Source organism: Nocardia sp. NPDC005366, from assembly GCF_040606855.1.
In the GTDB taxonomy this organism is placed as follows: Bacteria; Actinomycetota; Actinomycetes; order Mycobacteriales; family Mycobacteriaceae; genus Nocardia.
This window is the reverse complement of sequence record NZ_JBEXFQ010000009.1, coordinates 193,376-205,383: the sequence shown is the minus strand read 5'-3', so window position 1 is coordinate 205,383 and position 12,008 is coordinate 193,376. Positions and strand designations below refer to the sequence as shown.

The 12,008-nt window shown below is 67.5% G+C and carries 10 protein-coding genes and 1 pseudogene; 8 read left to right on the top strand and 3 right to left on the bottom strand.

Going from position 1 to position 12,008, the window contains the following annotated elements:
- Positions 1-855: 855 nt before the first annotated feature.
- A pseudogene (locus tag ABZS43_RS13525) lies at positions 856-2,367 on the bottom strand (DEAD/DEAH box helicase); the annotation flags it as partial.
- Between the two features lie 418 nt (positions 2,368-2,785).
- Here ABZS43_RS13525 and ABZS43_RS13520 point away from each other — a divergent pair.
- From ABZS43_RS13520 to ABZS43_RS13510, 3 genes are all read left to right on the top strand, one after another.
- Positions 2,786-3,643 (top strand): hypothetical protein, encoded by an 858-nt coding sequence (locus ABZS43_RS13520; protein ID WP_355036158.1) that lies wholly within the window; start codon positions 2,786-2,788, stop codon positions 3,641-3,643.
- A 55-nt stretch (positions 3,644-3,698) separates the two neighbouring features.
- Positions 3,699-4,754 carry an alpha/beta hydrolase gene (locus tag ABZS43_RS13515; protein ID WP_355036157.1) on the top strand — a complete coding sequence of 352 codons (1,056 nt, stop codon included), beginning with the start codon at positions 3,699-3,701 and terminating at the stop codon, positions 4,752-4,754.
- Positions 4,755-4,827: 73 nt separating this feature from the next.
- On the top strand, positions 4,828-5,523 hold the full coding sequence (locus ABZS43_RS13510) for a ferritin-like fold-containing protein (RefSeq protein ID WP_355036156.1): 696 nt from the start codon (positions 4,828-4,830) through the stop codon (positions 5,521-5,523).
- Between the two features lie 46 nt (positions 5,524-5,569).
- Here the strand turns inward: ABZS43_RS13510 and ABZS43_RS13505 are convergent, their stop codons facing one another.
- Positions 5,570-6,373, bottom strand: a complete 804-nt coding sequence (locus ABZS43_RS13505) for a helix-turn-helix transcriptional regulator (RefSeq protein ID WP_355036155.1) — start codon at positions 6,371-6,373, stop codon at positions 5,570-5,572.
- Between ABZS43_RS13505 and ABZS43_RS13500 the strand changes: the two genes are divergently transcribed.
- Both ABZS43_RS13500 and ABZS43_RS13495 read left to right on the top strand, forming a co-directional pair.
- The gene (locus ABZS43_RS13500) at positions 6,358-6,864 is read left to right on the top strand and encodes a YceI family protein (protein ID WP_355036154.1); all 507 of its coding nucleotides are present in this window, start codon (positions 6,358-6,360) and stop codon (positions 6,862-6,864) included. The two genes, ABZS43_RS13505 and ABZS43_RS13500, sit on opposite strands and share 16 nt — an antisense overlap.
- Positions 6,865-6,973: 109 nt before the next feature.
- Positions 6,974-7,201, top strand: coding sequence for a DUF3107 domain-containing protein (locus ABZS43_RS13495; RefSeq protein ID WP_355036153.1), 228 nt, complete (start codon positions 6,974-6,976; stop codon positions 7,199-7,201).
- Between the two features lie 106 nt (positions 7,202-7,307).
- Here ABZS43_RS13495 and ABZS43_RS13490 read toward each other — a convergent pair whose 3' ends face one another.
- Positions 7,308-8,003, bottom strand: a complete 696-nt coding sequence (locus ABZS43_RS13490) for a TetR/AcrR family transcriptional regulator (protein ID WP_355036152.1) — start codon at positions 8,001-8,003, stop codon at positions 7,308-7,310.
- Between the two features lie 327 nt (positions 8,004-8,330).
- Here ABZS43_RS13490 and ABZS43_RS13485 point away from each other — a divergent pair, with 327 nt between their 5' ends.
- The 3 genes from ABZS43_RS13485 to ABZS43_RS13475 all read left to right on the top strand — a co-directional run bounded on the left by ABZS43_RS13485 (position 8,331) and on the right by ABZS43_RS13475 (position 11,813).
- Positions 8,331-9,503: a DUF3152 domain-containing protein gene (locus tag ABZS43_RS13485; RefSeq protein WP_355036151.1), complete on the top strand. Its 1,173-nt coding sequence runs from the start codon at positions 8,331-8,333 to the stop codon at positions 9,501-9,503.
- A 154-nt stretch (positions 9,504-9,657) separates the two neighbouring features.
- On the top strand, positions 9,658-10,842 hold the full coding sequence (gene moeZ / locus ABZS43_RS13480) for an adenylyltransferase/sulfurtransferase MoeZ (RefSeq protein ID WP_355036150.1): 1,185 nt from the start codon (positions 9,658-9,660) through the stop codon (positions 10,840-10,842).
- Between the two features lie 119 nt (positions 10,843-10,961).
- A complete protein-coding gene (locus ABZS43_RS13475; RefSeq protein ID WP_355036149.1) occupies positions 10,962-11,813 on the top strand; it encodes a TIGR02569 family protein in 852 nt (283 codons plus the stop codon).
- The last annotated feature ends 195 nt before the right edge of the window (positions 11,814-12,008 follow it).

Genomic DNA, 12,008 nt, shown 5'->3' with positions numbered 1-12,008 from the left:
GGCCTCTGTGTCCTCGGCGGCCTCGGCGACGTCGTCGGTGGCGGTCGCCTTCTTGCGGCTGCGCACGGGTTTCGCGGCAGCCTCGGTTTCGCCGTCGGTATCGGTGGCGACCGCGGCCTTGCGGCTGCGCACCGGTTCGGCCGGTGCCTCACCTTCGGTCCCGGCCGCCTTCTTACGGGCGCGGACCGGTTTGGCCGCCACCTCGGTTTCGCCCTCGATCGTCGTGGCCTTGCGGCTACGGCTGCGGACGGGTTTGGCCGCGGCCTCGGTTTCGCCGTCGGCCGCCGCGACTGTCGTCGCCTTGCGGGTGCGCCTGCGAACGGGCTTGTCCGCCGGAGCGTCGTCGGCGACGGCCGTGGCCTCGGTGGTGCTGTCGGCGACGGCCGTGGCGTCGGGGCTGTCCGCGACCACCGCGGTCTCGGTGGTGCTGTCGGCGACGGCCGTGGCGTCGGCGTCATCGGCGACCATCGTGGCTTCGATGGTGCTCTCGGCGACGGCCGTGACTTCCGCCGCGCGGTCTGCGACGGTCACCGCTCCGGCAGAGCTGTCCGCGCCGGTGGCTGTACGCGTCGAGTCGTCGGCGAGAACGGTCGGCGCGGCCGTGTCGACGGTGACTGCCGCGGTCACGGCGGTTCCGTTCGAGACCACATCGCTGACCGGGGCCCCACCGGCGTCCGCCGTGCTGTTGTCGGTATCGACGGCGATGTCCTGACCCGTCACATCCTCACCGGAGGACCTGCGACGCCGACGGCGGCGTCGCGTTGGCTGCTCACCGGCCGTCTCACCGGAAGGTTCTTCGGTGTGATCGACCGAGGTGACCTCGGCGACGCCAGTACTCGCGGCGGTCTCCTGGTCCCCGCCCGAACGCCGGCGGCGACGTCGACGGCGCGGCTGAGCGCCCTCGTCGGATTCGCCTTCGGCAGTCGCCTCGGCGCCGTTCTCGGTGCCGGTGGTCTCGACCCCATCGATCGGCTCCCCGGCGCGGGTGCGCCTGCGGTTGCGCTTGCGCGGGGTGCGCGCGGGACGCTCGACGGTTTCGGAATCCTCGTCGCGGACCACCGGCTTGGCGGTCTTGCGGACGGTGCCGGTCACGCCTTCGGGAATACCCAGGTCCGCGAACAGGTGGGGTGAGCGCGAATACGTCTCGAGCGGTTCCGGCATGCCGAGGCCGAGCGCCTTGTCGATGCCGGCCCAGCGGTTCAGTTCATCCCAGTCGATCAGCGTGACCGCGACGCCCGTGCGTCCGGCCCGGCCGGTCCGCCCGATCCGGTGGACGTAGGTCTTCTCGTCCTCGGGGCACTGGTAGTTGACGACGTGGGTGACGTCATCGATATCGATGCCGCGCGCCGCCACGTCGGTGGCGACCAGGACGTCGATCGCGCCCTTGCGGAATTTGTTCAGCGCCTTCTCCCTGGCGATCTGCCCGAGATCGCCGTGGACGGCCCCGACCGCGAATCCGCGCTCGGCCAGTTCGTCGGCGACTTTCTGGGCGGTCCGCTTGGTGCGGGTGAAGATCATGGTCGCGCCACGGCCTTCGGCCTGCAGCACCTTGGCGATCAACTCGTGCTTGTCCAGCGCGTGCGCCCGGTAGACGAATTGCGCGGTGCGGTCGTGCACGGCGGAGTCGTGCGGCTCCTCGGCCCTGATATGCGTCGGCCGCGTCAGGAAGGTACGGGCCAGGGTGATGATCGGGCCCGGCATGGTGGCCGAGAACAGCATGGTCTGGCGCTTGTCCGGGACCATGGTGAGAATGCGCTCGATATCCGGCAGGAAGCCGAGATCCAGCATTTCATCGGCCTCGTCCAGTACCAGGACGCCGACCTTGCCCAGAATCAGATGATTCTGCTTGGCGAGGTCCAGTAGTCGTCCCGGCGTGCCGACGACGACGTCGACGCCCGTGCGCAACGCCGCGATCTGGGACTCGTAGGGACGTCCACCGTAGATGGAGGCCACCTTCAGCGGTCCCTGGTGATTGGTGAGGTATTTGCTCGCGTTCTCCAGGTCGGAGGTGACCTGGATGCACAATTCGCGGGTCGGCACGATGACCAGTGCCCGCGGCGTGCCGTCCAGCGGTGTCGTACCGGTATCGGCGGTGGCGATACGGTGCAAAAGCGGCACACCGAATCCGAAAGTCTTGCCCATTCCGGTGCGGGCCTGACCGATCAGATCTTCACCGGCCAGTGCCAGCGGGAGGGTCAGTTCTTGAATCGCGAATGTGCGTTCGATGCCGATCTCGCCGAGCGCGCGAACGATTTCATCGCGAACCCCCAATTCGGCGAATTTCGGTGCGGTGTGTGTGTCATCCAGTTCGGCGGTCAACAGGGTGTCGGTGAGACCGGGTTCCTGTTCGACAGTGATCTTGCTCAGGTTCGTGCCTTCCTCGTAATCGCGTCACGCGCGCACGAGGCGTGGGGCGGACCGGTCGGTCCACGACAACCACGTATCCGCCTGTGATACTCACCCGGGCCACTGCCGGACGTCACCAGGGTGCCGTGGATACGGCAGCGACCCGGGACATCGGCGCGGCGCAACGGTGATGCGGATCAGGTGCGCGCACATTTTCCTGACATCGAGAAATTCCGGCTCGGAACCTGGTCGAGGGCCGTCGCAGACCTATCCGCTGGACGCGGTAAAGGCACTGATCCGGCAGCTCCGGTCGAGCGAAATTTTTCGTTGTCCGCAGTGATTGTAGCGTGATATTGTGCACGGCTCGAATTGCCGCCACGGTATTTTTCGGACAAAACTTCGGTTTCATCCGTCGCATCCGCGACGTACGCTGCGGGACATGGCAATTCATCCCGCGCGACGAATCTGGACCACGCTGGAACCGCTCCACGATGTCGTCTATTTCGGCGACGGGATCAGGGCGGCGGGCGTCGCCCTCGGGCTGCGCGGATTCTGGCAGACCTACTTCGCATTCCGGGCCGCGCCGCTGGGGCGGGTGAGCCCGGGCGCGGTGACGGCGGTGTTCGCCGGATTCCATCCGGATATGGTCGGCAGGGCGCTGCCCGACGCCTGGTCGAGAACCTCGCCGCGGCGTTGTCTGGAGGCCAGGTCGGCGGCCGCGACCGATGTGTTGCGCACGGCGGGCGCGGACGACGCCGAATGCGCGCGGGCCGTCGAACTGCTGAGGCCAGCGCTACGTGCCGCCGACCCGACCGGACGGCCGCTGTTCGCCTCCAATGCCGAACTGCCCCTCGCCGACGATCCGGTGGCGGCGCTGTGGCAGGTCGCCACCATCCTGCGTGAGCATCGCGGCGACGGGCATGTGGCGGCCCTGGTGGCGGCGGGTGTCTCGGGCGTGCGGGCCCTCGTACTCCAGGTGGCGGCGGACAAGGTGAGCGAATCCGTGGTGCGACCGGCGCGCGGCTGGTCGCCGTCCCAGTGGGCGGAGATTGTCGCGGGTTTGCGCGCCGATGGGCTGGTGACCGGCGAGCCGTCCGAACCGGTGCTCACGGCGGACGGTGCGGCGCTGCTGGAACGGGTGGAGGCCGCCACCGACGACGCGGCGTGGCGCGGTGCGCTGTCGGTCCTGGCCGACGATGCCGTCGGCGACGTGCTGACCTGCCTCGCGCCGCTGGTGCGGACCGTGCGGGCCACGGTGGTTCCGCCCGGCAACGCGGTCGCTATGGGCAAGGAATAGCCGGAAACCGGACTTGCCTGTAACCAGCGGTATCGTCCTGTGAGAGATTCGTGCTGTGAGTCTCGCAGACACCGTCACCCTCGCCGCCCGCAATGCCTGGGCACTCACCTTCGGCCCTGGCGTGCAGGCCCCCGATCCCACCCCGTCGACCGTGCTGTGGGATGAACCCCATCGCCAGTTGCGCCGCTTCGAGGCCGCCGAATCCGACTCTGCCGCAGAGGGGTCCGCTGTCCTGCTGGTTCCACCGCTCGCCGCGCCCGCCACCTGCTTCGATCTGCGTCCCGACCAGAGCGTCGCGCGGTTCCTCCTCGGGACCGGCCGATCGCCCTACCTCGTCGACTACGGCGAGATCACCTTCGCCGACCGCCGCATGGGGTTCGAGCACTGGATCGATGACATCCTGCCCGAGGCGATCCTGCGGACATCCGCCGATCGGGGCGGAGCGCCGGTCGATCTGATCGGCTGGTCACTCGGCGGCACCCTGTCGCTGCTGACCGCCGCCGCGCATCCGCAGCTGCCCGTCCGCTCGATCACCTCGGTCGGCTCACCGCTCGACTACGACAAGATGACCGGGGTTCCCCAGCTGCGCGCTGTCGCCCAGATCACCGGCGGTATCGCCACATCGACCGCGATCCGCGCCGTGGGCGGCGTGCCCGCTCCGCTCACCCGCATCGCCTATCGGGCCACCGCATGGGATCGCGAGCTGAAGCGCCCCTGGTTCGTGGCGAGCAATATCGCGCGCACCGAAACCCTGGCCAGGATGGAGGCCATCGACCGCTTCATGTCTGCGATGCCCGGCTATCCCGGCCGGTTCTACGGCCAGCTGTGGGGCAGGCTGATCTTGAACAACGACATCGGCCGCGGCGTCGTCCAGTTGGGCGCTCGCCGGATCGCACTCGCCGATGTGACCGCGCACGTCCTGCTGGTCGGCGGTCCCGACGATGTCATCACCCCGGCCGCCGCGGTGGAGTCGGGTATGGCGACCCTGACGGGCGCGGCCTCGGTGCGCTACGAGACGGCCCCCGGTGGTCACCTCGGCATCCTCACCGGCGACACCGCGCGCGACACGACATGGAGCTATATCGATAAATTCCTCGCCGAACTGCGGTAGTTCGAAGATCCGATACGTGGAATGTTCGGGTTGGAAACGCTGGGGTAGGAATCCAGGACTACCCTTCGGATACATGGGAACACAGACATCTGCCGCGCTGGGAGTCTCGCCGATCGATTCCGAAATTCTCGCCGCAGACCATCCCGGTGTGACCGACTTGTTCGCGGTGCTCGCCTACGGTGAGATCTCCGCTTTCTATCGGTTGGCCGAGGAAGCCAAGCTGTCCCCGTCGCTGCGCGGCAAGGTCGCCGTCGCGAAGATGGCCGCCGCCGAAATGGAGCATTTCAAATCCCTCGAGGCGGCGCTGGCCGCCATCGGCGCCGATATCTTCGACGCGATGGCGCCGTTCGTCCGGGCGCTCGACGCCTACCATGCCTCCACCGACCCGTCGACCTGGCTGGAATCGATGGTGAAGTTCTATGTCGGTGACGGCATCGCCGCCGACTTCTACAACGAGATCGCGGGTGCGCTGAGCCCCGAGGTCGCCGCCGTCGTCCACGATGTGCTCGCCGAGACCAGCCACTCCGAATTCGTGGTCGAGGAAGTGCGCAGGGCCGTGCGGACCAGCCGTTCCGAGCGTGACCGTCTCACCCTCTGGGGCCGCCGACTGCTGGGGGAGGCGATCACCCAGGCGCAATACGTGATGGCGCAGCGCGACGAACTCACCGACCTGGTCCTCACCGCGACCGGCGACCTCAACGGCATAGCCAACCTGTTCGAGCGTATGCAGGCCAGCCACGCCGAGCGCATGGCCGTGCTCGGACTCTGAGCGCACCGCACCCGGCGCGAGGTGCGGAAAATGCTGTGCCCGTTGATCACTCGTTCACGGCGCGCGATTCGACCAGCCGCAACCCCGGGGCCTGCGCGGCGGTTCTGTCCGTCAGCCAGATGACGATGCTCTGATCCCGGTCGGAGTCGAGGGTCTCGAACGGCACGTCGATCTCACCGTGGACAGGATGGTCGAAGGTGAGTACGCCGGAGCGATGATCGTCGAGGCGGTGCGGCTTCCACCGCTCGGCGAAACCCGGGTTTCGGCGCAGCGCTTCGATCATCTCGCGCACGGTGTCGTCGGCGGGCCAGCGGACCTTGGCCCGATTCAGGGCGGCGGCGACGTAGTCCGCCGCCGCGGGCCAGTCGCGCAGTACGCGCGGCGCCGCCGGATGCATGAAGATGTACCAGGCCAGATTCGGCTTGTCGTTCTCCTCGTCCAACAGACCGAGTGGTGCGAAGAAATCGGCCCAGGCCGGATTCCAGCCGATCACATCGAGACGTCGCCCGACGACGACGGCCGGAGTCGGTTGCAGCGCCCGCAGGATCATCCGCATCGACTCGGTGAGCTGCTCGTCGGCGGATTCCGCTCCGGGACAGCGGTATTCGTGTCCAGAGATCAAAGCGAGCATGGTGAAGTGGTCGCGGGGCGCGCCGGTGAGCAGCAGCGCGTCGGCGAGGGCGTCGACCACCGCCACCGAGGGGTTGGTATCGCGCCCCTGTTCGAGCCGGGCCAGATAATCAGCGCTGACCCCGGCCCGCACCGCGACTTCCTCGCGACGTAACCCCGGCGTCCTGCGCCTCGGAATCCACCACGGCCACCCAGCGACTCGCGGTGGGAGCGTGGACACTCGACACCGCCCACTCCTCGGTCGCCTTCACCATCCGCCACCTCGGGATCTCCAAGGTCCGCGGCGGATTCACTCGTTTCGAGACCGAATTCGTCGTCGACGAGTCCGGTGCGGCCACCCTCGGCGCGACGATCCACCTCGACTCCTTCGACACCGGGAACCCGGACCGCGACAACCACGTCAGAACCGCGGATTTCCTCGACGTCGCCAACCGTCCGACGCTCACCTTCCGCGCACTCGAACCGGTGCGGGTCGCCGAATCCTTCGTGGTCGAGGGCGAGGCGACCCTCGGCGGCATCACCAAACCCGTCACCCTCGACGTCGAATGGGGCGGTGTCCAGGATTTCGGCCCCACGGGGGATCGTCACGCGGGTTTCTCCGCGACCGGCACCATCAAGCGCACCGATTTCGGCGTCGGCGGCCCGTTGCCCGGCATGCTCGGCGACGCGGTGAAGGTCGAACTCGAGATCCAGTTGGTCGAACCGAAGTAGTGCGCTCGGCGCTGTTCGCTGAGAGCGCAGGCGGCCGTCTGCCGCAGCGTCCTCGCCCTGCACTAGCCTGGGATTCGACAGCACAGGACTCTAGGTTCGGAGGTTGGCCGTGGAGGTCAAGATCGGTATATCGGATAGCCCGCGGGAGCTCGTGATCAACAGCTCGCAGACCCCTGACGAGGTCGAGGCGCTGGTCTCCGGTGCGCTGACCGGCGACAGCGGCGTGGTGTCGCTGAGCGACGAGAAGGGCCGCAAGTTCCTGATCCAGGCTGCCAAGGTCGCCTACGTGGAAATCGGCGCACCGAGCGCCGGCCGCGTCGGGTTCGCCGCCGTCTAGTCTCCGCCGCCGAGCGCGGAATCGACAGAGCCCCTGATCCCGACCATCGGGTCGAGCAGGGGCTCTGTCGTATGCCTTGTCGTATGCCTGGGTTGTCGGCCCGGACCTAGGAACCGAGGGTGCGCGGTGTGGTGCTGCCGTCGAGCGGGTGCAGCGGCACGTGGGACAGGCCGCCCCAGGCGAGGGCGACGGTGGTGTCGACGGCCTCGTCCTTCGGGATCGGGCGATCGGCTTCCAGCCAGTAGCGGGCGGTGAACTGGCTCGCGCCGACCAGGCCGACGGCGAGAATGCGCGCCCGGTACGGATCGAGGCCGGAATCATGGGCGACCAGATCGAAGACCGCGTCGACACAGGCCTCGGTGGCCTGCTCGACCCGGCGCTGCACCTGCGGCTCGCTGGTCAGATCCGACTCGAAAACCAGGCGGAAACCCTGCATCTCGTTGTCGACGAAGTCGAAATACGCGGCGACGGCGGCGCGGACACGCTGACGGTTGTCGGTGGTCGAACGCAATGCTTGACGTACGCTCGACACCAGCATGTCGACATAGTTTTGCAGGACAGCCAGGTACAGTTCGAGTTTGCTGGTGAAGTGCTGATACAGCACGGGCTTACTCACTCCGGCGCACTGGGAGATCTCGTCCATGCCCGCGGCGTGGTAACCGCGTAGGACGAACACCTCACTGGCCGCATGGAGTAACTGTTGACGTCGTTCGTCCCGCGGCAGACGAGTGCCGCGCTTGGTCGGCGCCATGGGCTCGGGCGACGTTCTACGGGACGTCGGCCGGTCCACGAGGTCAGTCATTTCGGCTCTCCCAGTCGATTCCCCGGCTAATAGGGATTGTGCACCGGGTATCCCATGAACGATACCCGGTCGTGGCGTCCGTGCGGTTCGGGGATACGCATGTAGTCCACACGGTGAGATATATCGCAGCGAACCCCCGTCGTGTGTCACGTCCCATGCTCCGGATCCGGCGCACTCGTGGCATTCCACCGCCGTCGACTGTGAGAGTCTGGTGTGCGTGACCCACCGTGTCTACCGCCCCGGGCACTCGTCTTCCGCACCTCTTCCCCGCCCAGCGACGGGTGCGATGCCCGTCGCTCCGTTCGCTCCGTGGCCGACGGAACCGTAATGTCGGAATCCGTGCCAAGGCCCGATGCGCAGCCCGGTTCCACGAAGGGGCGGGCGCGCTCCGACCCAGGAGGCCGCGCCGGCGACAGCGGCTCGGCGCCGGAGACGACGCCCCCGCGACTCGACCACGACGGAGTTGTCGGCAGCGGCGGTACCGGAGGCGGCGCAGCCGAAAGTGTCGAGTTGTACGACCCGCTCGGCGTCCACGGCTCGTCCGACCGCTCGCACCAACCACTGCGGGCCCGCTGGGATCCCACCGCTCCCGACGACGGCAGAATTCGATCGCCTCGCCCCGAACGCGATATCAAGAAGCAGAGCGCCCTCGGTCGCTTCATCTCCACATACGGCTGGCGCGCCTACGCCCTACCCGTGCTGTTCGTCGTCACCGTGCTAGTGGTCGTCGACGCGGTGAAAGGCGGACCGGAGGCCATGGGCACGGGCGGGGCCCCCGGATTCGGCAGACTAAGCCCGCGCGCCGCCTCGGCGGGCATCATCGGCGCCCCGCCCGGCGACGGGCATTTCCCGGCCGATCTGCCGACCGGCGCGCTACCCGAGGGCGGCCCGTTCACCGAGCTCGGCGCGGGCACCTGGCATGTGGTGCCCGGCGCGGCGGCCGAATTCGGGGCGGGCGCGGAACTGCACTTCAGCTATACCGTCGAGATCGAGGACGGCATCGACACCTCGGGACTCGGCGGCGACGCCGCGGTCGCCAAAATGGTGGACAGCACCCTGGCCAATCCGAAGAGCTGGTCCCATGACAGGAAATTCGCGTTCCGCCGGATCGACCAGGGTGAGCCCGATTTCCGCATCTCCCTGACCTCGCGTGACTCCACCCGCAAGGCCTGCGGATTCGATATCCCGATCGACTCCTCCTGTTTCAACGCCGATCTGCGGCGCGTGGTGCTGTCCGAGGTCCGCTGGGTACGCGGCGCGCTCGCCTACGAGGGCGATATCGGCTCCTACCGGCAGTATCAGATCAATCACGAGGTCGGCCACGCCATCGGCTACCACCAGCATCAACCCTGCGAAACCGATGGGGGACTCGCGCCGGTGATGATGCAGCAGACATTCGGCACCAGGAACAACGACATCGCCGCCCTCGACCCGGACGGTGTGGTTCCGATGGACGGTAAGCACTGCCGCTTCAACCCCTGGCCCTACCCCCGCGGTTGACGACGCAGGCCCCACCGCGGTCGGGATGGGGCGAGTTCGCGCACCGTGCGCGGGTGCGCGACGATAGAGCGGGAAGAACGGTTCGGTCCTCGGCGTTGCACAGGTGGTCAATGCCGCGTTGTGATCGGCCAATTCGATTCGAGGAGTCCTGGACGTGTCATCACCGAAGGCCCTGCCGCCGCTCGTCGAGCCGGCAGCCGAGCTGTCTACCGACGAGATCGCGCGCTACAGTCGCCACCTGATCATCCCGGATCTGGGTGTCGATGGGCAGAAGCGCCTGAAGAACGCCAAGGTGCTCGTGATCGGCGCGGGTGGACTCGGCTCGCCCGCACTGCTGTATCTCGCGGCGGCAGGCGTCGGCACACTGGGCATCGTCGAGTTCGACGAGGTGGACGCCTCGAATCTGCAACGGCAGATCATCCACGGCGAGTCCGACATCGGTCGTCCCAAGGCCGACAGCGCTCGCGACTCGATCCTCGAGATCAATTCCGGGATCACCGTCAACCTGCACAAGATCCGGCTCGAGCCGGATAACGCGGTCGAATTGTTCCGCGACTACGACCTGATCGTCGACGGCACCGACAACTTCGCCACCCGCTACCTCGTCAACGACGCGGCGGTGCTGGCGGGCAAACCGTACGTCTGGGGTTCCATCTATCGCTTCGAAGGCCAGGTCTCGGTCTTCTGGGAGGACGCCCCCGACGATCGCGGCATCAACTACCGCGACCTCTACCCCGAGGCCCCGCCGCCCGGCATGGTGCCCTCGTGCGCCGAGGGCGGCGTTCTCGGCGTGCTGTGCGCGTCGATCGGTTCGATCATGGTCACCGAGGCGATCAAACTCATCACCGGTATCGGCGAGCCGCTGCTCGGCAGGCTCATGGTGTACGACGCGCTCGATATGAACTACCGGACCATCAAACTGCGCCGCGACCCGGAACGTCAGCCGATCACCGAACTGATCGACTACGAGGCCTTCTGCGGTGTGGTCTCCGAAGAGGGCGTGGCGGCCGCGGCCGGATCCACCATCACCGCGCGCGAACTGAAGGAACTGCTCGACGCGGGCAAGGAGATCGAGCTCATCGACGTCCGCGAGCCGGTCGAATGGGACATCGTGCACATCGATGGCGCGAAGTTGATCCCCAAGGATCGCATTCTGTCCGGTGAGGTACTCGCGGACCTGCCGCAGAATCGCCCGATCGTGCTGCACTGCAAGACCGGCATCCGTTCGGCCGAGGTGCTCGCCGCGTTGAAGAAGGCGGGCTTCTCCGACGCCACGCACGTCCAAGGCGGCATCGTCGCCTGGGCGAACCAGGTCGACACCTCGCTACCCGTCTACTGACCGGGGCGCGCACCGGGCATGACGTTCGGTGCGCGGTATACGAATTCGACACCGTGCCGCGACCACAATCGGCGGTGTGGCACCGTATCGGCGGCTCGAACCGGCGGTACGGTACGGCCGTGACCTCTGTGGAACCCCCCGAGCACGTGCGCGCCACGTTCGGTCTGCGCGAAGTGACCCCGGTTTCGCTGGGAGACTGGGACGGTGGCTGGCGCTGCGGTGACGTGGTGCTCAGTCCCGTCGCCGATCACGCGCGCGCCGCGTGGTCGGCGAAGATCCGCGAAACACTGAAAGTCGACGGCCTGCGACTGGCCCGTCCCGTGCGCGCCACCGACGGGCGCTACGTCGTATCCGGCTGGCGCGCCGACACCTACCTGGAAGGTATCCCCGAGCCCCGCCACGACGAGGTCGTCTCGGTGTCGCTGCGGCTGCACCAGGCCACCGCCGAGCTCGAACGTCCCCGCTTCCTGGTACAGCCGCCGGTCGCGCCGTGGGTGGACGTCGACGTCTTCGTCGCCGCCGACCGCGCCGCCTGGGAAGCCGTCCCGCTGCGCACCCTGCGCGCTGGCGGCGGCCCGCCGCCGACCACCGCCGATGGTTTGCGCAGTATGGAACTCATCGGTCAACTCGCCACCTTGCGTAAACCCGTTCGAACACCTCCGCAGCTCGTTCACGGCGATCTCTTCGGCACCGTGCTGTTCGCGGGTACGGGCACACCCGGTTTATCCGATCTCACACCGTACTGGCGTCCGGCTCCGTGGGCGGCCGGAGTGATCGTCATCGATGCGCTGGCGTGGGGTGGCGCGGATGACGGGTTGCTGGATCGTTGGGCGGATCTGCCGGAGTGGCCGCAGATGTTGTTGCGGGCGGTCATGTTTCGGTTAGCGGTGCATACGCTGCACCCGCGGTCGACGCCGGACGCTTTTCCGGGGCTGGCGCGGACGGCTGACATGGTTCGACTGATGTTGTGACAACCGGACGCGCGAAGGATCCGGTCCCCGGCCACGCTCGCTCGCACCGAGCGAGGAAACCGGGGTCGGTGAGGACTGTCGTATACCGATCGGTACGAACTACCTTCGTGCTCAAACGGTTTGGGTTAATATTTTCATAGAGTGTGTCGACGCACTCTGGGGGAGCCCTGCCCGATCCGCAGTGATATCTTGTGC